Genomic DNA, 23,765 nt, shown 5'->3' with positions numbered 1-23,765 from the left:
CGGCTGGTTGTTGCCTTCTCCCCGACGAGGGAGGAGGCCGACTCGCAATCGCCAGATTGCGAGCGGGATGAGGGGGACGCCTCCTCAGAGTTCGTGGAGACGTCCCCCTCACCCCGGAGCGCTTCGCGCTCTCGACCCTCTCCCTCGTAGGGGAGAGGGTTAGACGCGCCGAAACACCGCCTCTGCGTCATTCCTCCCGAACGGCCGCCGCTCCGGCCGGAACGCCAGGGGCGTCTCCTTCGTCACACCGATCCTCGCCTCGGGCAGCATCGGGAAGGTCACGACCGAGATCTCCCAGAGATCGATCTTCTCCAGCCGCCTGATCCCGGTCCGCGCATCGCGCCGCGCGCTCACCGCCTTGAAGCCGATCGACAACCCGTCGATCCCGCCGTCCTGGATCAGCGCCCACACCTCGCGCGCCTTCGCGACGCGCAGGCTGAGGCGGCCGCGCACGCGCAGCCCCATCGTGTCTTCGCGGATCTCGTCCCAGACGCCGATCGGCTGCGCCGGGTCGTGCTGGAACAGCATTCTCACCCGCCGCGCGCCGTTCCGGCGCAGCGTATCGGCGAACGCGCCCTTCACGATCAGGTCACCGCCGAGATCGGTCTCGCCGAACAGGCTGGCATAGCCGGAGATCACCCCCGACCCCGAACCGCCAATGATGTTGGGCGGCCGCGACAGCTTCTTGGTCTCGGTGACGGGCGTGAAAACGGGCATCGGCTACTCCAGGACACGCCCCTCCGTCATTGCCGGGCCAGACCCGGCAATCCAGAAGCGGCGGCGGTGATTGAAACTCAGCCTCAGCGTGAGGCGACAATTTGAGCCGTCATCCTCCGGCTTGACCTGAGGATCCACGCGAGGTGGCACGGCCTTGATGGGTCCTCCGGTTCACCGCCAGCGCGGCGAGCACCGCGACAAAGGTGCGGATGATGGTGTCGGCATCCTGCTGCATTCTCAGTCCCCCAGGAACCGGCTGTTGAACCGCGCGAGCTCCCGCACGAACGCCTCGAACCGCCGATTGGCGCGGGCAAGCTCGCGAAAGCTCATCACGAACGCGCCCCAGCCCGCGCTGGCGAACACCAGCGCCAGATGCGCGAGGTCGCCGCGCTGGGCGATGTGATCGATGATGTCGGGCATTGCTGTGCTCCTTCCTCTCTCCCGCCTGCGGGAGAGAGCCGACTCGCGGCAGCGAGCGGAGTGAGGGCAGATACTGAGCCATGGCTTGCCCTCACCCGGTTGCCTTCGGCAACTCGACCTCTCCCGCTGTGCGGGAGAGGCTAAGAGCCACTCCCATACCCCACCGCCTGCCGCTTCTCCTCGTCGGTCAGGAAGCTCGCCGCCTCCACGCGCCGCCAAAGCGCCTCACGATCCGAACTCAGCGCCTCGATCCGGTCGAGATCCGGCTCGACCCTCAAAGCCGCCTCGCCGAACGCCGGCCCCAACCAATGCGCGATATCGCCCAGCACGCGGCCGAGCAGCGGCAGCACGGTCTGCCGCCACAGCGCCCGGTTCGCCTCCTGATAGTTCGCGTATGTGTTGTCGCCCGGTATCCCGAGCAGCATCGGCGGCACGCCAAAGGCCAGCGCGATCTCGCGCGCCGCGCCGTTCTTGGCCTGCATGAAATCCATGTCCTTCGGCGTCAGCGCCATCGCCTTCCAGTCGAGCCCGCCGTCGAGCAGGAGCGGCCGGCCGGCATTGCGCGGCCCGGAGAACTGGCTATCCAGTTCCTCCTTCAACCGCTCGAATTGGTCGTCGGTCAGATTCGCTCCCTCGGGGCCGGCATAGACCAGCGCGCCGGAGGGCCGAGCCGCATTGTCGAGCAGCGCCTTATTCCAGGCCGACGCCGCGTTGTGGACGTCGAGCGCCTGCGCGGCGGCTTCGAGCGGCGAGAAGCCGTAATGGTCGTCGAGCGGATGGAAGAAGGCGAGGTGCAGCACCGGCGGCACAGCCGCGTCCTGCCGGAACCGCACCGTCTCGGCGCCGACCGAATACTCATAGGCCTCCGGCCAGCCGTCCGGCCCCGGCACCACCTTCATCCGGTCGGGCCGCAGTGCATGCAGCTCGCGCGGCGCGCCGTCTACCGCGACCATCTCGGCATAGGCATTGCCCGCCACCAGCAGATGCCCCGCCAGCGCCTCCAGGAACACCGCCCCGCTCTGCCGCGCATTCGGCCGCGCCAAGAGATCGAGCAGCGGATGCTCGTCGAGCGCCTTTCCGTTCTCGTAGAGCACGAGCGGCGCCGAACCCGCCGCCTCCGCGATCGTCCGCACGCAGCGGAACACCACGGCGTTCCGCACGAACCCTTCCCGCGTCAGCGTCGCATAATCACGCGGCGTCCAGACCGGCCGCCCGGCCTGATGCAGCGCGATCACCGAACCCGTGCGCGAAGCCTTCTCCTCCCCGCCCACGCGGCGAAGGAGGTTCTGCAGTCCTGGGAACATTGATTTTCTCCGAGTAACGGCGGTCGCGATGCCTTCGCCCCAACGAGGGAGAAGGCCGACTCGCTGCGGTACGCAGCGAGCGGGATGAGGGGCGCCGCGAAGCGGCTCCTCAAGTATTCAGAGTATGCGGAGAGTTCCCCCTCACCCCGGTCGCGCAAACGCGACTCGACCCTCTCCCTAGTTAGGGAGAGGGGTTACAAACCCCTCACCCGCGGCTCTCCGCCTCGCCCGCTCAGAGCCAGCGACGTCACCGCCCACACAAGCGCATCCAGCCGATCCGGCGACAGTCCCGAACTCAAGCCATCCAACCCAAAGTCACACAACTCGTCCTCGAGCTCCGGCAAAGCCCGCAAATGCCGCACCCGGCCCTGCGCATAGAGGTTCGCCACCGGCTCCGCCCGCAGCCATTTCCCCCGCGTCGCATGGACGAGCGTCACCGGCACGCCCGCATCCGCCTGCGAAATCACCGATCGCACCATCGCCCCGCCCTGGTTCGCCTCGGCCACCAGCGCGTCGGCCTCATGCCGTTTCCACGCCGCCACCGCCTTCGCCGCCCAGAGGTCCGGTCGCGATCCCTCTATCGTCGCATCCTCCAGCACATAGACCATGCCGTTCGCCGCCCGCCCGGCGACCACGATCCCGCAGGCGTCCGATCTTCGTCCGCCTCCAGCCGGCGGGTCCACCGCCACCACGATCCGCCTCAGCTCCGGCGCCTCATCCACCCGCGCCGCCTCGATCATCTCGCGAGACCACAGCGCATCCGCCCGCTCCTCGACGATCTCGCCGTCGAGTTCCTGCCGCCCGAGACGCGTCCCGCCATAGCGGCCGACCACCGTCTCCAGGAAGCGCGGCGCGAGGTTGAGCGCGTTCTTGCGCGTCGTCGCATGCGTCACCGCCGTCTTCGGGTCCGCCATCAGCTTCTTCAGCAGCGTGATCGGCCGTGGCGTCGTCGTCACCATCTGGCGCGGCGCCGTGCCGAGCCGCATCCCGAATTGCAGCATGTCCCACACCTCCTCCGCCCTCTTCCATTTGCCGAGCTCGTCGCACCAGGCCGCGCCGAATTGCGGCCCGCGCAGCGCCTCCGGGTCCTCGGCCGAGAAGCATTGCGCCACCGCGCCGTTCGGCCAGGTCAGCTTTTTGCGCGACGGCTCCCACAGCGGTCGCACCCTGCCGCCGAGCGACAAAATCCCCGACACGCCCTCGATCATCACCTCACGCACATCGGCCGCCGTCTCGCCGATCAGGGCGATGCGTCCGACAGGCTCGCTGGTGAATTCCCTGTCCCCGCAAGCCAGCGCCGAGACCCACTCGGCTCCCGCCCGCGTCTTCCCCGCGCCGCGCCCGCCCATGAAAAGCCAGACGCCCCAGTCGCCGGGCGGCGGTTTCTGGTCTTCGCGGGCGAAATAGCTCCAGTCGTTCGCCCACCGCGCGACCTCGCGCCGTGGCATCAGCGCCAGCGCCTCATCCCTCAGTCCGGCTTCGGTGCAGCGCGTCCAGGCGTGTCGCAAGATCAAGTCGGAACTCGTGGATGTCGCGGGGATCATCGTCCTCCTGTGCCGCGGGCCCCTTATCGGCCTCGTCCAGCTTCTTCAGTTCCGAGAGCGTCTTCACCAAAGTCGCCAGGGTCTTGGCTGAACGCTCCATCTCGCCTGCCCCGGTCAACCTATCCAGCCGTTTCAGGCTCTGGTCGATTTCGGCAATCTCGCGGTCCACCGTTTCGCGGATGCGGGCGATCAGACCCGCGCGGTCGGCGATCGCATCGCGCGGGTCAGATGCCAGCGGCTCGACCGGCGCCGGCTTCGATCCTGCCGGCCCACGTCTTGGCGTCCACCCGAGAGCCTTGATCCTCTTGTGAAACCCTCGTCGGCCGAGCCGCATCAACGCGGCGATCTCGGATACCGGGATCGAGGTCTCCTCGTAGAGCCGCCGCGCCTGCGCCGTGATTTCGTCTTCGACCCCGTTCAACCGCGCCTCCAAACGAAAGCGGCGACCCCGTCGCCGGTGGCCGCCGCCCGCATTTCTCGAACATGGGCCTTATGTACCCGAGCAGCGTCACGGTGTCAAGGTATATTTTCCTAAATCGATGGTGGCGCAGCCGAAAGGCATTCGATTTCGATCATGCGAGACGATGCGTGACATTCTCGTCCGCAACGTCGCTCGTGAAGATCATCGCTTGCCCGCCACCACGGGCAGGCTCGCAATTGCCCTGAGACCAGGCCGCTCGCGCCACCGCACCTGCGACTCCGGCACACCCAGTTCGAGGTTCGGCCAGCGCTCGAACAAAGCTCTCAAGGCGCATTTGCCTTCGATGCGCGCAAGCTGGTGGCCAAGGCAGAAATGGATGCCCGTACCGAAGGCAAGATGCCGGTTGGGCTGCCTTTCGAGATCGAGTCGTTCCGGCTGTTCGTTCGCATCCGGGTCCATATTGGCGGCCGCCAGCATGGCCATGACCTTCTCGCCCTTCCTCACCCGGACACCGTCGAGGTCCATGTCCTGCCGGACGAAGCGCGGCTTCGTGAACTGCACGGGCGAGATGAAACGGAGGAACTCCTCGATGGCCAGATTGAGGCGGCTCCAATCGTCCTTGAGCCAATCGCGAAGCGCCGGATTTTTCGTCAATTCATGGACGGATCCGCTGATCAGGTGCGTCGTGGTCTCCGAGCCTGCCCCAAGCAGCAGAAAGACCATCGCCACCATCTCGCGGGCGCTGATACGGCCGCCCTCCTTCTCGACGCGGACAAGCTCCGCGATCAGCCCCTCGCCGCCATGCGTGCGAGCGATCTCGATGCGCGCTCCCAGGTAGCGCCTCATCCCCACCATTGCGGGAATGAGACCCAGGAAGCCGATGGCGCTGGTGAGGCGTGTGAAGCCGGCCATCCATGCCATGAACCTCGGCCTGTCCTCTTGCGGCAATCCGAGCAGTTCGCAGATGACGGCAAGCGGCAGCCTGCGCGAATATCGCTCGACCAGATCAGCCGGGCTCCCCTCGGAAAAGAGCTGGTCCGCCAGTTCTTGGGCGATGGCGAGGATGTGCGGTTCCATGTCGAGGACCGCCCGTCGCCGGAAGGCTTCATCCACGATGTCCCGCAGTCGGCTGTGGTCGGGCTCGTCCATCGTCAGCATGTTGTCGGCGACGGCCCGTATTACCCCTGGCATCCACCACCGAAGCCCGGCAACCGCGCCATCCTTGCGCAGGGTGAAATTTTCGCTGTCCTTCAGCACGCGGCTGGCCAGTTCCTGTGTCGTCGTGATCCAGACGCTACCCACGATCGGAAACCGGATCCGAACGACGGGCCCGACGGCTCTCAGACGCGCGATCTCGGCCGCCGGATCACGGAAATAGTCCTGGCTGGCGATATCGATGCGCGGCATCATCATTGAACCCTGGCGGTGCCTGTCAGGTCGGCTAATTGGGCCGCAACATGCACCATGGCGAGTTTTCGCCGGGCGACCGTCAGAAGGTCAGACGGAAACCCTCTCGAACAGACACCGCCGAAAGCCATCGGTCCTAGCGAGAATGGGATCGGTGTAGCCGAGCAGCGTCACGCCATCAATGCTTATTTTCCTAGATCGATGAGTAGCTCCGTCTTTAGCAGCATCGCCAGCACCGACCGAAGCGGGCTATTCCCGGTCTCAAAGCGAAACAGAAACGGGGGATTCTCGCCTTGTCCAAGCCCGTCCTCGCGGCCTTCTTCGCCGTGCTCGCAGCCCCGGCGCTCGCCGCCACTCCAGACACCAGGATCAACGCCGAACTGATGAAGCTGTCCCCGGAAGCCCGCCGAGAGCAGCGCTGCGACGGCCGCGCCATGGGCCAGGTCAGCCGCGACCATGCCGGCATGCAGCCGGATTCGATCATCGCCTATGCCTACGGTGATCCGAAAGCCCAAGGCAACAGGATCGTCGCCCCCGGCGGCGCCATCCATATCGGCACGATGTGGTACCACATCTCCTATTCCTGCCAGACCACGGACGACGGTCTCGACATTCAGTCGTTCACCTATAATCTGGGCAAGCCCATTCCGAAGGGCGAATGGGCCGAGCACCAGTTGGTGCAGTAAGGCCGGACAAAAAAATTCGGCGATCATGTCACATCTGCGCACGCTGGCTCGTCACCCCTGCAAGCACGCGCCTTGATCCCCCAACGGTCGCGTGCGGAAAGCATGAGGCTGAGACATGAAAATCGTCATCATCGGCGGCACGGGCCTGATCGGCACCAAGACCGCGAACCAGCTGCGCCAGATCGGTCATGAAGTCGTCCAGTCGTCGCCGTCCACGGGTGTCAACACCCTCACCGGCGAAGGCCTGGACGAGGTCCTGAAGGGCGTCGACGTCGTCATCGACGTCACCAATTCCCCGTCCTTTGAGCCGCAGGCCGTCCTCGACTTCTTCGAGACGTCGACCCGCAACATCCTCGCCGCCGAAAAGCGCGCAGGCGTCCGGCACCACGTCGCCCTCTCGATTGTCAACACCGATCGCCCGCCGGGCAACGGCTACTTCCACGCCAAGGCCGCCCAGGAAAAGCTGATCAAGGCCGGCGGCGTGCCGTGGTCGATCGTCCGCGCCACCCAGTTCTTCGAGTTCGTCGGCGCGATCGCGCAATCGGCTACCGAAGGGCAGACCGTCCGCGTTCCGTCCGCCAAGGTCCAGTTCATGGCGGCCGACGATGTCGCGGCGGCCGTGGCAGAGACCGCGATCTCCCCGCCCCTCAACGGCACGATCGACACCGCCGGTCCGGAACGTGTCCCGTTCGACGAGGTCGTCGGCCGTTGGCTCAACGCGCACAACGACCCGCGCAATATCGTGGCGGACGCCTCAGCCCCCTATTTCGGCACACCGATCGACGACCAGTCGCTGGTCCCGCTCGGCGAGGCGCGCATCGGCAGGATCCGCTACGAGGATTGGCTCGCCCAGTCCCTGGTCGCGGCGTGAGGAGGCGATCCGATGATCAGATATCTCCTCTCCGCCGCGCTGCTGATGGCCATCTCCGCCGGTACAGCCGCCGCCGATGACGGCAGCAAGGGCACGAAAGTGACGCTCGTCTACGAGCACGAGCTTCCCAACGTTCCCGGCAAGAGCATCAGGGGCGTCCTCGTCGAATACGAGCCGGGCGGCGCCAACGCCGCGCACACTCATCCGAAGTCCGCCTTCATCTACGCCACCGTGCTCGAAGGCGAGATCCGGAGCCAGGTCAACGACGGTCCCGAACAGACCTTCGGCCCGGGTCAGAACTGGTCGGAAAACCCGGGCGATCACCATAATGTCAGCGCCAATGCGAGCACGACCAAGCCGGCGAAGCTCTTCGCCGTCTTTGTCGTCGACACCGACGACAAAGTGCTCGTGACGCCGATCAAGAAATAAGACGCCGAGGCGGTCCGGCCGTGCCGGGCCGCCTTTCGCGCGCGCAATCATACCGGTTGCCGAACACGCCGGCTCAGCTACGCTCCTCCCCGGCGGCATCAAGACCGCACCGGGAAACGCTCACATGCTGATAGCTGCCGAACTCTCCGGCCTGCTCTGCCCTGGTCGTCGTCGCGCTGCTTGCCCTCGGCGCGGCTGGCGTCATCTACGGCTTCACCGCCTGATCCGATTCCCGAACCGGCCGAGCTAGGTCGCTGAACGACCTTCGCAATAGGTACTCCGCGAAAACCGGCCCTATAATCCTGTCATTGACGTTCCTTCATGCTGGGGCAGAGGAACACGATGCTTGGCGGAATTCGCATTCTCCTTGCCGCGCTGGCAGCGGCTCTGCTGCTCGGCCAGTCCGTGCCGTCGCGCGCCCAGACGACCGAGGAGAACAAGGCCTTTCTCGAAACTGCGTCCAGGACTCTTCGTTGGGAAGAGCCGGCCGAGCCGGTGAAGATCATCGGCCCGCTCTATTTCGTCGGAACGAAGGGCCTCGGCGCCTGGCTGTTCACCACGACCGAAGGCCTCATCCTGCTTAACACCGGAATGCCCTCGTCGGGCCCGATGATCGAGGCGTCGATCCGCAAGCTCGGCTTCAGTCCGGACGACATCAAGATCCTGCTCACCGGCCACGCCCATATCGACCACGCCGGCGGCCACGCCTACATCAAGCAATTGTTCGGCGCGAAGGTCGCCGCCATGGATTCCGAGGTGCAGAACCTCGAAAGCGGCGGCGAGAGCGATTTCTTCTATGGTCGCGACGTCGACGTCTTGGGCTTCGCCCCGGCCTATGTCGACCGGGTCCTGCGCGACGGCGATCAGGTCAGGCTCGGCGACGTCGTCCTCACCGCCCTGCACACCCCCGGCCACACCAGGGGCGCCACGACCTGGACCACCACGATCGTCGACGGCGGCAAGGCCTACTCATTGGCCTTTCCCGATGGCGGCGGCATCAATCCCGGCTATCGCCTCGCCGACAGACCGTCCTATCCCGGCATCGAGGCCGACTACCGCAACACGCTTCACCGCCTGGAAATGCTGAAGCCCGACATCTGGTTCTCGTCGCATCTGGAGAAGATGGATTTCGACGGAAAGCGCGAACGCGCCACGACCGAAGGCGTCTCGGCCTGGGTCGACCCCGAAGGTTACCGAAAGTTCGTCGCCACCCAGCGCCGCGCCTTCGAGGACCAGATGGACAAGGAAATGGCCCCCGCGCGGAAGAGCGCGGAGGGGCCGTAGCTAGAAGCCGTCATCCTCTGACGACATCATCCTCCGGCTCGGCCGAAGGCCCGCGACTGGATGCTCCGATCAAGCCGGAGCATGACGATCTCCGGGACGTAATTATTACACCTTCGCCGTTCGGCCGGCCTCAGACAGCCGCAGGAATTTCAGCGTCGTGTCCTCGATATGGTTCTCGATGAAGCTCGCCATCGCGATCTCCTCGCCGAGGCTCTGTTCGAGCAGCTTCACATGCGCGGACTGCTTGGTCGCATCGGCCAGCGCGATGAGCGATTTGTAGGCCGCGATCTCGTAATTCTCGAACGCGTAATTGGCCAACGTATTCTTCAGGACCTCGTCGCCCGCCATGCTGTGGCCCAGCGCGGCCAGCCCGCCCATGATCCTGCCGCCGACATCCTTGATCGTCGACGACCCTTCGTCGAAATCCTTCAGGATCGTCTCCAGGCGTTTGATCTGCGCCTCCGTCTCGCGGACATGCTCCTTCAGCCGCGCGAGGAGTTCGGGATAGTGCTCGAGCCGCGATATCTGCGGCTGCATGATCGACAGCGCTTCGTTCTCCAGCGCATGCGCGTTCCGCAGGCCGGTCAGGTAAATATCGAGGGCCGTATCGTTGTCGTGTCGCATCGGAAACTCCCTGAATCGCCAGCCCCGATGGGAAACACTGCGCACAGGATTGCGTTCCCACGCCCCACATGCCGACCGCTCCGGCTTCAAGCCGTCATCCAGCCATGCCGGCTTAGATTCACCGGACGGTGCTAGTCCTTAGGCGCGAGGCCTCAACGCCCAAACAGTTACGTACCGGTTACAGCGCGACGCGGATCGCGGTCACATCACGTCGCGCTTGCGGACCGTCCGTTGCCAGATCCACAGCCCCGTCAATACGATTAGCGATCCGACGAACGCCGAGACCACATCCCTCAGCGAGATCGAGATTCCCTCGAGCCCCGGAAGCAGTCCGAACAGCCTGAACAGCAGCCCGCCGACGAACGCGCCGACCAGCCCCACCGCAAGGTTGCGGAGCAGGCCGAAACCGCGGCGATCCCAGGTGATGACCAGGCCCGCGAGGCTTCCGCCGAGCAGACCGACGAATATCCAGACCACGACCTGATCGACAGACGGCATCATCGACCTCTCCATCGCGCATCGCCGGAATATGCGACCGGCGCGTGCATGCAGCATGTCGCGAACCGCGCCTGTCATCATGATAAGCCAGAACCGGCAGGCGGCGAAGGACCGGCTGGATGCCCGCCTCGATTACGAGACCAATCTCCGGTCCGAGTCCGAGATCGCCGCTCTGCACGAGAAGATCGATACGCTGCAGACCGAGATCGCGCGGCTGGTCGGCATCTCCACGCGGCCCGGGCGGCGGCGAGGCTGACCCGTCACCGCGCCTGCGCCTTTCCGATCTCTCCCGCGAGTTCCACATATTCCGGGCAGAACCTGCCGCAGATCCGCTCGATCTGCGCCAGTTGCTCGCGCGCCAGATCGAACCTGCCCGTGGTGACATAGGCCTCGCCCAGATATTCTCGCGCCTCGGGAAAATCCGGGTCGAGTGCCACTGCCTTGAGATAATGCGCGATCCCTTCGGCGGTCCGGCCGAGCTTGCGGGTCGCGAAGCCGCGGATGTTCAGCGCCTTGGCGGTTTCCGGCGCCTTCAGCAGATCCAGCACGCCGAGCGCCTCCTGGTAGCGTCCGGCATCGGCGAGCGCCCGCGCGTAATCGAGCAAATTTCCGTCGGGCAGGTTCGCGCCCTCGGCCGCGATGCAGACACTGTTCCTCGCATCCCAGAGTTGGCCAGCCTCGCAGACGGGCTCCTCCTCCCGCTCCGTCCACGCCGCCCGGCTCCCGGTCGCGGTCAGGAACGGCAGAAGCCCGAAGAGCAAGAGGGCGGTCACGGTATGGAACGGGATCGCGGTCATCGCATCCTCCTTCGCACACGCCCAGTAGACCCCCGCAACGCGACAGCCGTTTGGCAATCACAGTGATCCATCAGAAATGGTGGCGTCCGGCATCACAGAAATCGGGTTGAACCACGCCGGCAATCCATGCACGACGCACCGTCAAAGGAGTGCCCGTGTCCCCCCTCCCGGCCATCAACCGCACCATGTCCCCGGCGGACTGGGGCCTGCTCCTCGCGCTCTCGGTCCTGTGGGGCGGCTCGTTCTTCTTCGTCGGCATCGCGGTGAAGGAACTCCCGCCGCTCACTTTGGTCGCGCTCCGGGTCAGCCTCGCCGCGATCATCCTCCTCGTGGTCGTCCGTGCCCGCGGCCAATCGATGCCACGCGATCCGAAGGCCTGGTTCGCCTTCACAGTCGCCGGCTTCCTCGGCTCGACTTTGCCGTTCTGTCTTATCGTCTGGGGCCAGACCCATATCGCCTCCGGTCTCGCCTCGATCCTCAATGCCACGACGCCGATCTCGACCGCGATCGTCGCCCACCTCCTGACGAGCGACGAAAAGCTCACCGGCAACCGCGTGCTCGGCGTCCTCGTCGGCTTCGCGGGTGTGGCGCTGATGATCGGGCCGGACGCGCTGGCCGGGCTCGGCAACCATGTCTGGGCGCAGATCGCCGTCCTCTGCGCGACGATCTCCTACGCCCTGGTCGGGGTCTATGCGCGGGTGTTCAAGCGGCTAGGCATTCCGCCGCTCATCGCCGCGACCGGCCAGGTCACCATGGCCGCCGTCCTGCTGTCCCCAGTCGCGCTCGCCCTCGACGCACCGTGGACCCTGCCGATGCCGAGCCTCAAGTCATGGCTCGCCATCCTCGGCATCGCCGCGCTGTCGACCTCGCTCGCCTACGTCCTGTTCTTCCGCATCCTCTCGAGCTCCGGCGCGACCAATGTCGCTCTGGTCACCTTCCTCGTTCCGGTCTCGGCGATTCTCCTGGGCTCGCTCGTCCTCGGCGAGCGACTCGAACCGAAGCATTTCGCCGGCATGGCCTTCATCACGCTCGGATTGGCCGCGATCGACGGACGGGTGTTCAGGTTGTTGCGGGGGTCCGCTTCGGCACGCAGGTGAATATGGGGAAATAGAGGTGCGGACCGGACGCTGCTCCGGTTTCCGGTCCCTCGCCCCAGCTTTGCCGCGCAACGGTCAGGGCTGGTATTTCGAGGTGCATCCTAAGGAAGCGCGCACCGGGACTGTTCCCCGGCAGGACCGGCCTCATTCGCGAGGGCGTGTCTTGCTTTCCACGCCGCCGCAACCTCTTTGTTCAGTTCCCTCGGAACACCCGATTCCCCGCGATCTTTGATGTCGCTTGGTGTCCCCCGGCTTTCGCCTTGTCTCGATGCTGGGCGCGAATGGTTAACGAGGCGTTAATAAAGTGGCGGTTCAACCAATTGATGGTTGAACGCTTCCGTACATTCCCCTTGCCCGAAGCGGAAAACATAGTCACGCTCCGTGAATTGGCTGCGCATAGTCGCGGTCACTCGGAGACAGGCCATGTCGAAATACGTCGTAAAGAAGAACACTAAAGGTGAGTGGCGCTGGACCTTTGTCGCCCGTAACGGCGAGAAGATCGCAATGGCGAGCGAAGGCTATAAGTCCAAGGCGTCGTGCGAGAAGTCGATCGCGCTGCTGCAGGCTTCGGCCAGCGCGCCGATCGAATATGACGAGCCGAAGGCGAAAGCTCCGGCCGCCAAGGCAAAGCCGACCGCGAAGGCAAAGGACTCCGCCAAGAAGGTCGTCAAGGCGATGAAGTCCGCGGCCGAGGCCCTGAAGCCCGCGAAGAAGCCCGCCAAGTCGAAGGCCTAAACCGCCCTTTTCCGCTTCGGCCATTTCTGGGGCCAGCGGACAATCCGCTCGATCGTTTCCTCGATCGTGATGTCGTCCTCGTTTGCCGAAACCCGGCCCCGGACGGACGCACCCGCTTTGTGCGTGCTGTCCGGGTCGCCGGTGACGAGCGGGTGCCAGTCGGGAAGCGGCTTGCCCGACGCCAGCAGACGATAGGCGCAGGTCGGCGGCATCCAGTTCAACCCGGCGAGATTGGTCGGCGACAGCGCCACGCATTCCGGAACGGCCATTTGGCGGCCGGGATAGTTCGTGCACCTGCACTTGTCGGCGTCGAGCAGCCGGCAACCCACGTCTGTATAGGCGATCTCGCCGCTGTCCTCGTCCTCGAGCTTGACCAGGCAGCACCGCCCGCAACCGTCGCAAAGCGATTCCCACTCCCCGACGGTCATCTCGGCCAGCGTCTTCGTCTCCCAGAACCTGTCTGCCACACTGTCTCCTATCCGCCTTCCTGGGCTCTTGCGCCCGGACGCAGGTCGGGTCAAGACAGAGCAAGCGCAAGGTCGCGCGAGGCGAGGAGCGGCGGGTGTTCAATCCGTTTTCCGAAAAGGGGCTTACGAGCGTCAAGCGAGCGCTGCTGTCGCTCGACTCCATGGTCGACGCCGGCGTCTACGCCCTCCGCACCTCGATCGGCGACACCTGGGCCCGTTTCGTCGGCCTGTCGCAGGATCTGCGCGTCCGCGGCTTCCGCCGGCTTCTCAGCGAACTGACCTCGGAATGCTTCACCTGGGGCGTCGTCGGCGCCTTGGGCATGCTGGCCCTCGCCCAACCCGCTTTCCAGGCGACCCGGGAGGACTGGCACAAAAGGATTGATCTCGCCGTCACCTTCATCGACCGCACGGGCGCCGAGATCGGCAAGCGCGGCGTCATGCAGACCGACGCCGTCTCGCTGGAAGAGATTCCGGACAATATGAAGAAGTCGGCGATGGCCATCGAGGACCGCCGCTTCTACCAGCATTTCGGCATCGACGTGCTCGGCACGCTCCGCGCCATCATGGAGAACGCCCGCGCCAACGGCGTCGTCCAGGGCGGCTCCTCGCTCACCCAGCAGCTCGCCAAGAACCTGTTCCTGTCGAACGAGCGCACGCTTGAGCGCAAGGTGAAGGAAGCCTTCCTCGCCATCTGGCTCGAGTCGAACTTCACCAAGGACGAGATCCTCAAGCTCTATCTCGACCGCGCCTATCTCGGGGGCGGCGTCTTCGGCGTCGAGGCCGCGGCGCAGTTCTATTTCAACAAGCCGGCGAAGAACCTGACCCTGGCAGAATCCGCCATGCTCGCCGGCCTGTTCAAGGCGCCGACCAGGTTCGCGCCGCACACCAATCTTTCTGCCGCCCGCGCCCGCGCCAACGTCGTGCTCGACGCCCTCGTCGAGTCCGGTTTCATGACCGAAGGCCAGGTCCATGCCGCGCGCCTCAACCCGGCGACCCCGGCCAACCGCCAGCGTGAATCGAGCCCGGACTATTATCTCGATTGGGCCTTTACCGAGGTGAAGAAGCTCTCCGATGCCGGCAAGCTCGGCGGCGCGCGCTCGGTCACGGTCAGGACGCCGTTCGATCCCGCCATCCAGAAGCGCGCCGAGGAGGCGATCGAGAATACGCTCCGCCAGTACGGCAACCAGTATCGCGTCAAGCAGGCGGCGACCGTGCTGATGGAGCCGCGGGGCGCCGTCCGTGCCATGGTTGGCGGACGCGACTACGGTGCGAGCCAGTTCAACCGGGCCTCAGACGCGCTCCGCCAGCCCGGTTCCTCGTTCAAGGTCTACGTCTATACGACGGCGATGATGAACGGCTACACGCCGACCTCGGTCGTTCCCGACGCCCCGATCACGATCGCCGGCTGGTCGCCGCAGAACTATGGCCGCTCCTACGCCGGCAAAGTCACGCTGATGAGCGCGCTCGCCCATTCCTACAACACCGTGCCCGTCCGCCTCGGCCGCGCGCTCGGCCTCGACAAGGTGATCGCGCAGGCGAAGGCGATGGGCGTGCGGACCGAGCTCCGCATCAACAAGGCGCTGGCGCTCGGCACGTCGGAAGTGACGGTGCTTGACCAGGCTTCCGGCTATTCCTCGCTCGCCAATGGCGGCTTCCGCGTTGAGCCCTATGCGGCGGTGGAGATCAGCGACAACCAGGGCAAGCTGCTCTGGAAGCACGACCGCGACGTGCCGCCGCCCGAGCGCGCGGTTCCGCCGGAAGCGGTCGCCAACATGAACAAGCTTCTCGTCAATGTGGTCGAGGCCGGCACCGGCGGCCGTGCCCGCCTCGATGGCCTCAGGGTCGGCGGCAAGACCGGCACAAGCCAGGATTATCGCGATGCCTGGTTCATCGGCTTCACCGGCGATTACACTTGCGCGGTTTGGTTCGGAAACGACGACTTCACCGGCGCCAACAACATGACCGGCGGCTCGCTTCCGGCCATGGTGTTCAAGGAGATCATGTCGCTCGCCCAGGTCGGCGTCGATCCGAAGCCGATCCCCGGCATCGGCCTGCCGGACGGGCGTGGTGGCGCGGCGATCGCGGACGTTTCGACGACCGCACCGGCGGAAGGTGTAGGTGGCAAGCTTCCCCGCAAGACTTCCATCGTGCTCGACGAGCTCCACTCGCTGATGCGTCAGGCGACCGTCGAGACCTCCGGCGTCAGCACACCCGGCGAGCAGCGCGGCCAAATCCAGACATCCACCGACACCGCCGCGGCAGAGCAACCCGCCCCGGCGGAAAAACGAGTGCAATAGGACTGTTCGTTCTCCTCTGACGCGGCTTCCGTGTCCAAAGCCGGTCTGTTAAGCGGTCACTCGTGCGGCTCATCCTCCAACTCATCGTCATCTGCGCGCTCGCGGCTGGAGCCGGCCTCGGCCTGACCTGGCTCGCGGTCCGCCATCCGCCGTCGCTGGAGACGATCGTCGCCGGCCCGTGGCGCGCCGAGGCGACCGAGGGCTCGCCCGGGGTCGACGCCTATACCCTGGCCGCCCTGGCCCAGCGCGGAGAGGCCCCGCTCGCGGTCGCCGACGGCCTGACCTTCCGCGCCGAGACCGACAGCGACGGCAACCGGCTCGATGGCCGCTGCTCCTATCTCGTCACCGGCGCCATGCCGACGGTGCGGGTCTGGAGCATCTCCGCCTATGACGAGCGCGGCAATCCGCTCGACAATCCCGCCCAGCGTCACGGTTTCACCAAGGGCGAGGCGATGAAGTCCGAGTCCGGCGATATCTCGATCGCGGTCGGCGCATCGGCCCGGGGTGGCGACTGGATTCCGACCGGCTCGGCAGACCGGTTCATGCTCATTCTGCGGGTCTACGACACCACCGCGGGCGCGATCGCCGGCGGCCGCAGCACGCCCGAGCTTCCCGCCATCCGCCGCACCGGGTGCCCGGCATGAGGTGGTTCTTCCTCATCGCCACGGGCCTCTTGATCGGCGGCGTGCTCCACATCGTGTCGCTGCTCGCTGTACCGGTCGTCGCCCCGCGCGATGCCTATTCGCGCGTTCGCGAACTCGGCCCGGAAAACACCTTCGTCAAGATCGACGCCGAGAAGGCCGATGGACTGCCGTTCCTCGACCCCGCATTCCTCCACCTCGCCTGCCGCTTCGATCTTCGCGACGGCCCGATGCGCGTCTCGATCCCGCTGGCCAGCGATTACATTTCCGCGTCTTTCTACACCCGCGACGCCGTCGCCTTCTTCTCGCTGAACGACCGCTCGGCAACGGGACGCATCCTCGAGATCGATCTGCGCGACGCCAATGACGAGGCGTCCAAGGCGACCGAAGTCCGGCCCGGATCGGTGCTCGTCATGTCGCCGGAACCTCTGGGCTTCGTCCTGGTGCGCGCCCTCGCCCCCTCGCCCTCGACGCGCAAGACGATCCAGACCGAGCTCGCCCGCTCCGTCTGCGTGCCAGCCAATTAGCTATTTGCCGTAGACCGGGCCGACGGCGAAACGCTCGGGCCGCACCGCCACCAGCAGGCCGAGATCGCCTTCCAGCGCGACGAGCGCGCTCTCGGCCAGCGCCGCCTGCGCGTCGGGCGTCGCGATCAGCAGCCGCTCCAGCGCGTAGCGATACATCGCGGCCTTGTCGCGGACCGTTTCCTGGACGAGCCAGACCAGAAGCCTGTTCTCCCAGATTCGGCCGATCGCCTCCTGCCGCTCCTCCTCGGTGACGTTCAAGGCTCGTTCAAGCGCGCGCTCGCGCACCCGGTCGTCGACCGCGACGCGGTTCGCGACCGATATGAATTCGCGGATCTGGTAGCGGTTGGCGTCGACATCGCTCATCAGCTTGAGATAGCGCGAGCCGCTCGAGTCATAGTTCTTCGACAACAGGTGCTCGACATAGTCCGCCCGGTCCGGAACCGTCTTCTCCGGCGACATCAGGCGGGTGCGCCGCATCTCGGCGATCCAGCGCTCGAAATATTGCTGCGGCAGGTTCGGCATCAGCAGCGACCAGGAGCGGTTGCGAAGCTCCCTCTCGTGGTCGGTATAGCGATAGAACGATGTCGGTTCGCCGCGGTGCCTGGCGGCGAGCTTGCCGGCGAACGGCAATATCTGGTCGTCGACCGTCGACGGTTGAGGTCGATCAAAATCGCCCAGAGCGGGCGCACAGGCATGGGTTGCGCCGGCGATCAGCCCGGCGGCGATGATCCTTCCGATCTTTGGGGTCAGTTGCGACGCCGTCCGCGCAGACGCTTCATGCCGCTCGCCGGAGAAGCCGAGCCATCGCCCCCATCCCTCTCGTCGCGATCGTAGCGAATGCCCGTGAACAGCAGCAATTTCCCCATCTCGGCGGCCGGAGCGGATTTCCGGACGTCGGTCGAAGGTTGGAAGTGCACAATCGTTCCCATCATCGTTCTCCGCGTTGGGCACGCGGCCCAGCGAGGCCATGAGAAGCTTCCATCGGATGCGCCTCGACACAGTAAGGAATGAGTAAGGTTAACGGATCGTTAGCCCTCCTTTCGTCCCACGGTTAGCGCGGCATTAACGCCACACTTCATATTGTCTCGACCTAACCTCCGACGGCCAGCGTGACCCAGAACAGGCTTCCACTGCCACGTCTCGACAGACTTGCCCTTGAGCACGGTCTGGATATGCGCGCGACCGCGCTCCGCGTCGCGACCGACCTGTTCTGCCAGGCCGCCGCCCCTCTGCAGGCCGATGTCTCGCGCTATGTCGATCTCGCCCTCCCGCTGCTCGACAGCGTCGACCGCGACACGCGCCGCGCCGTCGCCGAAAAACTCGTTCGCATCGAGCATGCCCCGGCCGCCGTCGTCGTGCGCCTACGGAATGATCCTGATCCCTTCGTCTCCGGCGCCATCCTGTCGTCGCCGACGGTGTTCCAGCCGGACGATCTCAGCACCTTCATCTCCCGCTGCACCCCGACCGAGGCCGCCGCCACCGCGCGCCGCGTCGATCTCACTCCGGCGGCGATCCGCACGCTCGCCACGCACCGCGCCGCCTTCGTCGTCGAGGCGCTGATCGAGAACCCGGCCATCGCTCTCCCGGACGACATCGTCGACCACCTGGTCGAAAGGGCCATGGACGAGCCCCGTCTCGTTGTGGCCCTGTTGTCGCGCGCCGACTTGGCGCCGGCCAAACTCGCCCCGCTCTACGCCGAGGCCCCCCGTCCGCTGCGCGAGAAAATCCGCGACGCGCTGGCAAACACCGCCGGGCATTCCGCCTCGGTGCCCGCGAGTTCGCTGGCCGAACTGACCGAGGCCTTCGCCCGACCGACCCGCGACGGCGTCGGCCAAGCCCTCGCCCATGTCCTGAAGCTCCGCCCGCAGCGCCTGCCGAAGCTGCTCGACGACCCGACGGCCGAACTGTTCGCGCTCGCCCTGTCGGCCGCCGGCGCCAAGCGCGCCGCCGCGATCAACATCCTCCTGATCACGGCCCCGGAGGAAGTCAGGACATCGGTCCAGACCATCTTCGACGCGGTGAAGGTTCTCGACCAGACGCACCGCAACGCCGCCTGGCAGATCGTCAACGCGGTCGCGGGCGAACGCCGGGTGTCGCGTCCGGCGGCTGTCTACGAGCCGCACATGCACAACTCGACCACGCCGCAGCGCGTCGCCTCCCGCGTCCGCCGGCTGGCGGCGCAGAGGGACGTGTCGCGCGCCCGTTCATCCGGCTCTTAAGCCGAACGAGCCTTCGTCTTCGTCGAAATATTCAGCGCCACAGCGGCGCGGACAAGCGCCTTCAGCGCCTCCCCCTCGATCTCCTCGCCCTCGCGGATGTCGATGGCGCGCCTGGTATTGCCCTCGAGGCTCGCGTTGAAGAGGCCCGAAGGATCATCCAGCGAGGCGCCTTTGGCGAAGGTCAGTTTCACCACCGCCTTATAGGTCTCGCCGGTGCAGATGATGCCGGAATGCTCCCAAACCGGAACGCCCAGCATCGCGTTCGACGGCTTTCTCCACTTCACCTCCTCGACGATATCGGGGTGGGCCTCCTGGATGAGACTTCGGACCCGAGCAAGCGTCTCGCCGCGCCAGTCATCCAGCGTATTGATACGCGCATCGATCAGCTGGGAGGGAGAGCCTCCTCCCTTTTCGTCCTCCGGGCCGGTCGTACTGTTCTTCATGGTCATCGCCGCTCTCTTCACAGTTGTATCAGCTTCCCTGAGTCTGGACGCCGTCGGCGTCACGAACGGGCCGTTGCCATTCCGGCCAAAGTCTCGGGCACCAAGGTATCAAGTCCCGGAGAAACCTTCCTCCCTCTCGACCCGTTTTGCAGCCGGGGTAGTACGAAATGGAGCTTCAGGTTGGCCGCGCGGCTGTTGAACATCATCGGCGCCGCCACCAGTGCAGGTGCCTATGCGCCGGGGCAGGAACGAGCCCCCGCGGCCTTTCGGCGACACGGGCTCGCGGCGGCGCTCGCGAGCCGGGGCAGAAACATCAGGGATCATGGCGACGTTGTATCGTTCCGGTGGCGACCCGATCGCGCGCGGCCGCAGGCCATGAACCTGGAGGCCGTGCGCCACGCCTGTGAGCAGGTCGCAAGCCGCGTGGCGACGGCTATCTCGGCGCAGGAAGACGTGCTCGTCCTGGGCGGCGATTGTACGGTGGAGCTGGGAACGGTCGCAGGAGCCAACGCGGCCGGCGCGCGGATCGGCCTTATCTACATCGACTTCGACACCGACCTCAACGCACCCGGCACGAGCGACGGCGCCTTGGACTGGACCGGCGTCGCTCATCTGCTCGAACTTCCCGGATGCGAGCCTTCGCTCGCGAGCCTCGGCCCGACCCGCCCGATGCTCGCGCCACAGCAGGTCCTCTATTTCGGCGTCGAGAACATCACGCCGCCCGAGGCCGCCGCGATCAGGGATCACGCGATCCAGGTCATATCGCGCGTCGAAGCTTCGAGCGATATCGAGGCGGCGGCGGCCCACGCGGCCGGATGGGCGGAGCGCTTCGATTGCGTGCTCGTTCACTTCGACGTCGATGTGCTCTCCTTCGTCAATTTTCCGATCGCCGAGAATGTGCGCCGTTGCGACGCTCTCAGACTGGAGCAAGCCGCCATCACGCTGAAGCGATTGGCCGCCCTGCCGCAATGGCGAGGCCTGACCGTCACGGAGGTCAATCCGGACCATGCGCCGGACGAGGCCGCCGCATTTGCACGCTTGAACGAAGTGCTTGCGGACGCGCTTGGCTAGTTCGAGAGCTGGCACTCACCGGGCATCTCGCCGCTCTTCGATCATCTTCCCACCCGTTCCCGATGGATCGCGGAAGCCGGCGTCCACGCTGCCTGGCGGTCCACGGTGCCGAGTTTCCCGTCGTGTGGCCGGTCGCTTTCCTCGCGCCGGAGCTGCCGCCGAGGCACAGATCGGCTGCGTGCAATGCATGAATCGGAATTTATCGAGATCCGTTTTCGGCGGACGGGATCATGCCGAATCGAAAGCTTGACCGCGGCGCACCTGTCTCGCGACATCTACAGCCCTAATGGACGTATTTCGCGTATCAGGTCGATCAAGGCGCGCAAGCCGGCGGGTACGTGCCGACGATTGGAATAGTATATGTGGAAGCCGGGGCCTGGCGAGGCCCATTCCTCAAGCACAAGCCGCGCCGTGCCCGCAGTCAAAAAAGCCTCCAGCACGGGTTCGGGAGCATACATGAGGCCTGCTCCGCCAGCCATCATGGCTGATATGAGCCGCGTCTCATCAAGAGTTAGGCTGCCAGGCACCGTGACCTGAACTTGCTTGTCGCCGCGTTCGAACTCCCAGCGGTACATGCTCCCGTCGCCGAGGCGAACCCGAAGGCAGCGATGCCGCTGAAGATCGTCGGGGTGCTGCGGCGTTCCGAACCGTTCGAGGTAGGCCGGCGATCCCGCCACGACCCAGCGAATGTCCGCCGACAAACGCTGCGTGATCATGTCCTCGGGTACAGTCCCGCCATAGCGGATGCCTGCATCAAAGCCGCTTTCGATGACGTCGATCATATGATTGCTGACGGCAATTTCGATTTCGACATTGGGGTATCGATCGACAAAGATTGGCAGAACGGGCTCGAGTAACAGGGTCGCGGCGTCGCTCGGAACATTCAGGCGGATTCGGCCGGACGGCCCGTCGCGGAAGACGTTGAGGTCTTCGACAGCCTGTCCGATTGCATCGAACGGAGGACTGATCGCCGCCTTCAACTGTTCGCCGGCGGCGGTCAGCGTCACGCTGCGGGTCGTTCGATTGAGCAATCGGACGCCCAGGCGAGATTCGAGCCCCTTTAAAGCATGGCTGAGGGCAGATGCGCTGATACCCAGTTCAAGTCCGGCGCGACGAAAGCTTCGATGCTTCGCGATAGCTAGAAAATAAGCGAAATCCGCCAAGTCTGAGCGGCCAAACTGCATGTGTCGACTTTGACCTATGCGACCACGGTAGGCAACGTCCGGGCCGGACGAGCCGGGTAAGGCTTCACTCAGGCGGCGACACACCGATGATGAGAAGCGCTCATTGCGCAATGCAACGAGGGCGGCTCACTGCCGCGCTGCCCGCGGCATAAGTTCATGACCAGTTGATCGACGAGAGACGGCGGTCGGGAATGCGATCAAGGCTTGGCTACTACGCCGCGCCGGCAAAAGACTCATGAGGAACAGGACATGGTCACCAATCGAGCTCAACGTTTTGCTGGCCAGGTCGCATTCGTCACTGGCGCGACGAGCGGTATTGGACGGGCGACTGCAATCGCGTTCGCGCAAGAAGGTGCCAGCGTCGTCGTGGCGGACATATCTGAAGCGGGCGTTCGGGAAACGGCCCGGCTGATCGAGCAACTCGGAAACCGTGCCCTTGCCGTCAAGTGCGATGTGACCAAGGCCGATGAGGTGAAGGCGGCCCTGGACCGGGCGGTTGAAACTTTCGGACGGATCGATGTGGCTTTCAACAATGCCGGTGTCGAACAGCCGATTACCGCGACGGATGCCATCACCGAGGAGGAATGGGATCGCATCATCACCGTCAATCTCAAGGGCGTGTTTCTGTGCTTGAAGTACCAAATACCGATCATGCTCAGGCAGGGCGGCGGCGCTATCGTCAACACCTCGTCGGGTGCTGGCGTCATCGGTGTGAAGGGACAGGCCGCGTATGCGGCTGCCAAGCACGGCGTCGTCGGCCTCACCAAGGTTGCTGCGCTCGACTACGCGCAATCCAACATTCGCGTGAACGCCATCTGCCCCGGGATCATCGACACTCCGATGATCGCGCGTTTCAGCGGAGGCACGCCCGAGGGCCACGAGCGTATGCTTGCTCAAGAGCCGATCGGGCGATTGGGCAAGCCCGAGGAGATCGCCTCGGCAGTTCTGTGGCTATGCTCTGACGGAGCCGGTTTCACGGTAGGACACGCGATGGTCGTCGATGGCGGACAGACCGTATGTTGACGCAGTAGCGACGACGGCGAGCACGGCGGCGGACCGGTCCGGCCAGCCAATTTCATCTAGATTCAAATGCAGTCCTCGAGCACAGGGACCAAGTGACCCGATGGCATGTTCGAAGCTCATTCTCGCCATTTCGGCCGCAGGCGTCCTGGTACTGACCTGTGCGGCCGGCGCGGCCCAGGACAACCAATCACGTGGGGCTGTTGTGCAGATCCGCATCGATGTAGGTGGCAAGGTCATGATGGCCACCCTGGAAGATAACCCTACGGTCACGGATTTCGTCTCCCTGCTGCCGTTGACCATGACTTTGGAAGACCATGCAGCATTCGAGAAGATCAGCTATTTGCCGCGAAAGCTTTCGACCAAGGGCGCTCCAGAGGGCGTAACCCCTTCCGCCGGCGATGTCGGCTACTACGCCCCTTGGCGCAATCTGGCGCTCTTTCACAAGAATTTCCCTTACTCCACTGGCCTTGTGCGCCTCGGCCGGATTGATGACGCGATCGACGTACTGCGTGTGCCCGGAACCGTGGAAGCCAGGATCGAACTCGTCGACTGACGGTACGACGCGCGTTTGCGTCGCCCCGGCGACAACCCACGCACGCACCTCGCTACTTCCCGTTCACATCCGCTCACCGGGCAATTCACTCGCCTGCTTTATCCAGCTCGCAAGCTGAGCTTCGTCAAACTCGTCACCCTCGCGAATATCCAGATATCGCGTGTCCCGGCTCTTCGACTCCCCCGGCGGCACGGGCCTGAGCGACATCCCACGGAAGAACGCCACCTTCACGTATTTCGAGGAGCAATGCATGCTGAGGAACCAGCCCTCGCCCTCAACCCCGTAGAGCGGAGAGTTCCATTTCACCGCCTTGTGGACGCCGGGAACGGTGCGCTCGATGATCGCGTCCAGCCGCCGCCCGACCTCGCTCTTCCAACCCGGCATCGCCGCGATATAGGCCTGCACGGGCGCATCGCCGTAGCCCTTCGCGATCTGCGGGTTGCCCCCTGAAAGAAGAACCGATCCGCCGGTCTCCGTCGACTTCATGGACGTCTTTCTGGCCATTG

30 protein-coding genes are annotated in these 23,765 nt (G+C 65.2%); 14 read left to right on the top strand and 16 right to left on the bottom strand.

Going from position 1 to position 23,765, the window contains the following annotated elements; translation table 11 throughout:
* Positions 1 to 159: 159 nt before the first annotated feature.
* The 7 genes from ACFPFW_RS07170 to ACFPFW_RS07140 form a co-directional block, all read right to left on the bottom strand.
* Positions 160 to 717, bottom strand: coding sequence for an HK97 family phage prohead protease (locus tag ACFPFW_RS07170; protein ID WP_114956628.1), 558 nt, complete (start codon positions 715 to 717; stop codon positions 160 to 162).
* Between the two features lie 109 nt (positions 718 to 826).
* Positions 827 to 952 (bottom strand): hypothetical protein, encoded by a 126-nt coding sequence (locus ACFPFW_RS07165; RefSeq protein WP_379770072.1) that lies wholly within the window; start codon positions 950 to 952, stop codon positions 827 to 829.
* Between the two features lie 2 nt (positions 953 to 954).
* Positions 955 to 1,137: a hypothetical protein gene (locus ACFPFW_RS07160; RefSeq protein ID WP_114956629.1), complete on the bottom strand. Its 183-nt coding sequence runs from the start codon at positions 1,135 to 1,137 to the stop codon at positions 955 to 957.
* A 140-nt stretch (positions 1,138 to 1,277) separates the two neighbouring features.
* Positions 1,278 to 2,441 carry a phage portal protein gene (locus ACFPFW_RS07155; protein WP_114956630.1) on the bottom strand — a complete coding sequence of 388 codons (1,164 nt, stop codon included), beginning with the start codon at positions 2,439 to 2,441 and terminating at the stop codon, positions 1,278 to 1,280.
* 194 nt (positions 2,442 to 2,635) lie between these two features.
* A complete protein-coding gene (locus ACFPFW_RS07150) occupies positions 2,636 to 3,889 on the bottom strand; it encodes a DNA-packaging protein (RefSeq protein WP_114956631.1) in 1,254 nt (417 codons plus the stop codon).
* A 13-nt stretch (positions 3,890 to 3,902) separates the two neighbouring features.
* Positions 3,903 to 4,406, bottom strand: coding sequence for a hypothetical protein (locus ACFPFW_RS07145; protein ID WP_114956632.1), 504 nt, complete (start codon positions 4,404 to 4,406; stop codon positions 3,903 to 3,905).
* Positions 4,407 to 4,607: 201 nt separating this feature from the next.
* Positions 4,608 to 5,816, bottom strand: a complete 1,209-nt coding sequence (locus tag ACFPFW_RS07140) for a cytochrome P450 family protein (protein ID WP_114956691.1) — start codon at positions 5,814 to 5,816, stop codon at positions 4,608 to 4,610.
* A gap of 290 nt (positions 5,817 to 6,106) precedes the next feature.
* On the opposite strand from ACFPFW_RS07140, the gene ACFPFW_RS07135 reads away from it, so the two are divergent.
* The 4 genes from ACFPFW_RS07135 to bla all read left to right on the top strand — a co-directional run bounded on the left by ACFPFW_RS07135 (position 6,107) and on the right by bla (position 9,083).
* Entirely contained in the window at positions 6,107 to 6,499 is a 393-nt protein-coding gene (locus tag ACFPFW_RS07135) for a DUF930 domain-containing protein (RefSeq protein WP_379770067.1), read from the top strand.
* A gap of 115 nt (positions 6,500 to 6,614) precedes the next feature.
* Positions 6,615 to 7,370: an SDR family oxidoreductase gene (locus tag ACFPFW_RS07130; protein WP_114956633.1), complete on the top strand. Its 756-nt coding sequence runs from the start codon at positions 6,615 to 6,617 to the stop codon at positions 7,368 to 7,370.
* Between the two features lie 12 nt (positions 7,371 to 7,382).
* Positions 7,383 to 7,799 carry a cupin domain-containing protein gene (locus ACFPFW_RS07125; RefSeq protein ID WP_114956634.1) on the top strand — a complete coding sequence of 139 codons (417 nt, stop codon included), beginning with the start codon at positions 7,383 to 7,385 and terminating at the stop codon, positions 7,797 to 7,799.
* Between the two features lie 342 nt (positions 7,800 to 8,141).
* Positions 8,142 to 9,083 carry a subclass B3 metallo-beta-lactamase gene (gene bla / locus ACFPFW_RS07120; protein WP_379770063.1) on the top strand — a complete coding sequence of 314 codons (942 nt, stop codon included), beginning with the start codon at positions 8,142 to 8,144 and terminating at the stop codon, positions 9,081 to 9,083.
* A gap of 105 nt (positions 9,084 to 9,188) precedes the next feature.
* On the opposite strand, the gene ACFPFW_RS07115 is transcribed toward bla, so the two are convergent.
* Together ACFPFW_RS07115 and ACFPFW_RS07110 are read right to left on the bottom strand one after the other, a co-directional pair.
* Positions 9,189 to 9,707, bottom strand: a complete 519-nt coding sequence (locus tag ACFPFW_RS07115) for a ferritin-like domain-containing protein (protein WP_114956636.1) — start codon at positions 9,705 to 9,707, stop codon at positions 9,189 to 9,191.
* A 201-nt stretch (positions 9,708 to 9,908) separates the two neighbouring features.
* Complete coding sequence (locus ACFPFW_RS07110) at positions 9,909 to 10,208, bottom strand: GlsB/YeaQ/YmgE family stress response membrane protein (RefSeq protein ID WP_379770058.1); 300 nt, start codon at positions 10,206 to 10,208, stop codon at positions 9,909 to 9,911.
* A 28-nt stretch (positions 10,209 to 10,236) separates the two neighbouring features.
* Here ACFPFW_RS07110 and ACFPFW_RS07105 point away from each other — a divergent pair, with 28 nt between their 5' ends.
* Positions 10,237 to 10,461 (top strand): DUF1003 domain-containing protein, encoded by a 225-nt coding sequence (locus ACFPFW_RS07105; RefSeq protein WP_379770055.1) that lies wholly within the window; start codon positions 10,237 to 10,239, stop codon positions 10,459 to 10,461.
* Between the two features lie 4 nt (positions 10,462 to 10,465).
* Here ACFPFW_RS07105 and ACFPFW_RS07100 read toward each other — a convergent pair whose 3' ends face one another.
* On the bottom strand, positions 10,466 to 11,002 hold the full coding sequence (locus tag ACFPFW_RS07100; RefSeq protein ID WP_114956637.1) for a tetratricopeptide repeat protein: 537 nt from the start codon (positions 11,000 to 11,002) through the stop codon (positions 10,466 to 10,468).
* Between the two features lie 185 nt (positions 11,003 to 11,187).
* Between ACFPFW_RS07100 and ACFPFW_RS07095 the strand changes: the two genes are divergently transcribed.
* Positions 11,188 to 12,099, top strand: a complete 912-nt coding sequence (locus ACFPFW_RS07095) for a DMT family transporter (protein ID WP_114956638.1) — start codon at positions 11,188 to 11,190, stop codon at positions 12,097 to 12,099.
* A 423-nt stretch (positions 12,100 to 12,522) separates the two neighbouring features.
* Positions 12,523 to 12,834, top strand: a complete 312-nt coding sequence (locus ACFPFW_RS07090; RefSeq protein ID WP_114956639.1) for a YegP family protein — start codon at positions 12,523 to 12,525, stop codon at positions 12,832 to 12,834.
* Here the strand turns inward: ACFPFW_RS07090 and ACFPFW_RS07085 are convergent.
* Complete coding sequence (locus tag ACFPFW_RS07085) at positions 12,831 to 13,301, bottom strand: YcgN family cysteine cluster protein (protein ID WP_379770051.1); 471 nt, start codon at positions 13,299 to 13,301, stop codon at positions 12,831 to 12,833. The genes ACFPFW_RS07090 and ACFPFW_RS07085 overlap by 4 nt on opposite strands.
* Before the next feature lie 95 nt (positions 13,302 to 13,396).
* Between ACFPFW_RS07085 and ACFPFW_RS07080 the strand changes: the two genes are divergently transcribed.
* From ACFPFW_RS07080 to ACFPFW_RS07070, 3 genes are all read left to right on the top strand, one after another.
* On the top strand, positions 13,397 to 15,598 hold the full coding sequence (locus ACFPFW_RS07080) for a transglycosylase domain-containing protein (RefSeq protein WP_379770048.1): 2,202 nt from the start codon (positions 13,397 to 13,399) through the stop codon (positions 15,596 to 15,598).
* 62 nt (positions 15,599 to 15,660) lie between these two features.
* On the top strand, positions 15,661 to 16,242 hold the full coding sequence (locus ACFPFW_RS07075; RefSeq protein ID WP_114956640.1) for a DUF1214 domain-containing protein: 582 nt from the start codon (positions 15,661 to 15,663) through the stop codon (positions 16,240 to 16,242).
* Entirely contained in the window at positions 16,239 to 16,766 is a 528-nt protein-coding gene (locus ACFPFW_RS07070) for a DUF1254 domain-containing protein (protein WP_114956641.1), read from the top strand. Before ACFPFW_RS07075 ends, ACFPFW_RS07070 begins: the two co-directional genes overlap by 4 nt.
* On the opposite strand, the gene ACFPFW_RS07065 is transcribed toward ACFPFW_RS07070, so the two are convergent.
* A complete protein-coding gene (locus ACFPFW_RS07065; RefSeq protein ID WP_114956642.1) occupies positions 16,767 to 17,396 on the bottom strand; it encodes a hypothetical protein in 630 nt (209 codons plus the stop codon). It abuts the gene before it with no gap.
* A 116-nt stretch (positions 17,397 to 17,512) separates the two neighbouring features.
* Positions 17,513 to 17,695 (bottom strand): hypothetical protein, encoded by a 183-nt coding sequence (locus tag ACFPFW_RS07060; protein ID WP_114956643.1) that lies wholly within the window; start codon positions 17,693 to 17,695, stop codon positions 17,513 to 17,515.
* A 180-nt stretch (positions 17,696 to 17,875) separates the two neighbouring features.
* Here ACFPFW_RS07060 and ACFPFW_RS07055 point away from each other — a divergent pair, with 180 nt between their 5' ends.
* Complete coding sequence (locus tag ACFPFW_RS07055) at positions 17,876 to 18,985, top strand: DUF2336 domain-containing protein (protein WP_162799639.1); 1,110 nt, start codon at positions 17,876 to 17,878, stop codon at positions 18,983 to 18,985.
* Here ACFPFW_RS07055 and ACFPFW_RS07050 read toward each other — a convergent pair.
* Positions 18,982 to 19,449, bottom strand: coding sequence for a DUF1801 domain-containing protein (locus ACFPFW_RS07050; RefSeq protein WP_114956645.1), 468 nt, complete (start codon positions 19,447 to 19,449; stop codon positions 18,982 to 18,984). The two genes, ACFPFW_RS07055 and ACFPFW_RS07050, sit on opposite strands and share 4 nt — an antisense overlap.
* Before the next feature lie 159 nt (positions 19,450 to 19,608).
* On the opposite strand from ACFPFW_RS07050, the gene ACFPFW_RS07045 reads away from it, so the two are divergent.
* A complete protein-coding gene (locus tag ACFPFW_RS07045; RefSeq protein ID WP_162799640.1) occupies positions 19,609 to 20,499 on the top strand; it encodes an arginase family protein in 891 nt (296 codons plus the stop codon).
* A 275-nt stretch (positions 20,500 to 20,774) separates the two neighbouring features.
* Here the strand turns inward: ACFPFW_RS07045 and ACFPFW_RS07040 are convergent, their stop codons facing one another.
* Positions 20,775 to 21,683 carry a LysR family transcriptional regulator gene (locus ACFPFW_RS07040; RefSeq protein WP_114956646.1) on the bottom strand — a complete coding sequence of 303 codons (909 nt, stop codon included), beginning with the start codon at positions 21,681 to 21,683 and terminating at the stop codon, positions 20,775 to 20,777.
* A gap of 249 nt (positions 21,684 to 21,932) precedes the next feature.
* On the opposite strand from ACFPFW_RS07040, the gene ACFPFW_RS07035 reads away from it, so the two are divergent.
* Together ACFPFW_RS07035 and ACFPFW_RS07030 are read left to right on the top strand one after the other, a co-directional pair.
* Positions 21,933 to 22,706 (top strand): SDR family oxidoreductase, encoded by a 774-nt coding sequence (locus tag ACFPFW_RS07035; RefSeq protein WP_114956647.1) that lies wholly within the window; start codon positions 21,933 to 21,935, stop codon positions 22,704 to 22,706.
* A gap of 100 nt (positions 22,707 to 22,806) precedes the next feature.
* Complete coding sequence (locus tag ACFPFW_RS07030) at positions 22,807 to 23,259, top strand: cyclophilin-like fold protein (protein WP_162799641.1); 453 nt, start codon at positions 22,807 to 22,809, stop codon at positions 23,257 to 23,259.
* Between the two features lie 63 nt (positions 23,260 to 23,322).
* Here the strand turns inward: ACFPFW_RS07030 and ACFPFW_RS07025 are convergent, their stop codons facing one another.
* Complete coding sequence (locus ACFPFW_RS07025; protein WP_114956648.1) at positions 23,323 to 23,763, bottom strand: DUF1801 domain-containing protein; 441 nt, start codon at positions 23,761 to 23,763, stop codon at positions 23,323 to 23,325.
* Between the last annotated feature and the right edge of the window lie 2 nt (positions 23,764 to 23,765).

The sequence above is a fragment of the Flaviflagellibacter deserti genome, from assembly GCF_042652085.1.
Classification (GTDB): Bacteria; Pseudomonadota; Alphaproteobacteria; order Rhizobiales; family Methylopilaceae; genus Flaviflagellibacter; species Flaviflagellibacter deserti.
The sequence above is the reverse complement of the archived record's forward strand: the minus strand, read 5'-3'. Positions and strand labels throughout refer to the sequence as shown.

Coding starts and splice junctions, on each gene's coding strand:
- ACFPFW_RS07170 (WP_114956628.1), bottom strand. CDS start 717: ATGCCCGTTTTCACGCCCGTCACCGAGACCAAGAAGCTGTCGCGGCCG.
- ACFPFW_RS07165 (WP_379770072.1), bottom strand. CDS start 952: ATGCAGCAGGATGCCGACACCATCATCCGCACCTTTGTCGCGGTGCTC.
- ACFPFW_RS07160 (WP_114956629.1), bottom strand. CDS start 1,137: ATGCCCGACATCATCGATCACATCGCCCAGCGCGGCGACCTCGCGCAT.
- ACFPFW_RS07155 (WP_114956630.1), bottom strand. CDS start 2,441: ATGTTCCCAGGACTGCAGAACCTCCTTCGCCGCGTGGGCGGGGAGGAG.
- ACFPFW_RS07150 (WP_114956631.1), bottom strand. CDS start 3,889: ATGCCACGGCGCGAGGTCGCGCGGTGGGCGAACGACTGGAGCTATTTC.
- ACFPFW_RS07140 (WP_114956691.1), bottom strand. CDS start 5,816: ATGATGCCGCGCATCGATATCGCCAGCCAGGACTATTTCCGTGATCCG.
- ACFPFW_RS07130 (WP_114956633.1), top strand. CDS start 6,615: ATGAAAATCGTCATCATCGGCGGCACGGGCCTGATCGGCACCAAGACC.
- ACFPFW_RS07125 (WP_114956634.1), top strand. CDS start 7,383: ATGATCAGATATCTCCTCTCCGCCGCGCTGCTGATGGCCATCTCCGCC.
- bla (WP_379770063.1), top strand. CDS start 8,142: ATGCTTGGCGGAATTCGCATTCTCCTTGCCGCGCTGGCAGCGGCTCTG.
- ACFPFW_RS07115 (WP_114956636.1), bottom strand. CDS start 9,707: ATGCGACACGACAACGATACGGCCCTCGATATTTACCTGACCGGCCTG.
- ACFPFW_RS07110 (WP_379770058.1), bottom strand. CDS start 10,208: ATGATGCCGTCTGTCGATCAGGTCGTGGTCTGGATATTCGTCGGTCTG.
- ACFPFW_RS07105 (WP_379770055.1), top strand. CDS start 10,237: ATGCGACCGGCGCGTGCATGCAGCATGTCGCGAACCGCGCCTGTCATC.
- ACFPFW_RS07100 (WP_114956637.1), bottom strand. CDS start 11,002: ATGACCGCGATCCCGTTCCATACCGTGACCGCCCTCTTGCTCTTCGGG.
- ACFPFW_RS07095 (WP_114956638.1), top strand. CDS start 11,188: ATGTCCCCGGCGGACTGGGGCCTGCTCCTCGCGCTCTCGGTCCTGTGG.
- ACFPFW_RS07090 (WP_114956639.1), top strand. CDS start 12,523: ATGTCGAAATACGTCGTAAAGAAGAACACTAAAGGTGAGTGGCGCTGG.
- ACFPFW_RS07070 (WP_114956641.1), top strand. CDS start 16,239: ATGAGGTGGTTCTTCCTCATCGCCACGGGCCTCTTGATCGGCGGCGTG.
- ACFPFW_RS07060 (WP_114956643.1), bottom strand. CDS start 17,695: ATGGGAACGATTGTGCACTTCCAACCTTCGACCGACGTCCGGAAATCC.
- ACFPFW_RS07040 (WP_114956646.1), bottom strand. CDS start 21,683: ATGCAGTTTGGCCGCTCAGACTTGGCGGATTTCGCTTATTTTCTAGCT.
- ACFPFW_RS07035 (WP_114956647.1), top strand. CDS start 21,933: ATGGTCACCAATCGAGCTCAACGTTTTGCTGGCCAGGTCGCATTCGTC.
- ACFPFW_RS07030 (WP_162799641.1), top strand. CDS start 22,807: ATGGCATGTTCGAAGCTCATTCTCGCCATTTCGGCCGCAGGCGTCCTG.
- ACFPFW_RS07025 (WP_114956648.1), bottom strand. CDS start 23,763: ATGGCCAGAAAGACGTCCATGAAGTCGACGGAGACCGGCGGATCGGTT.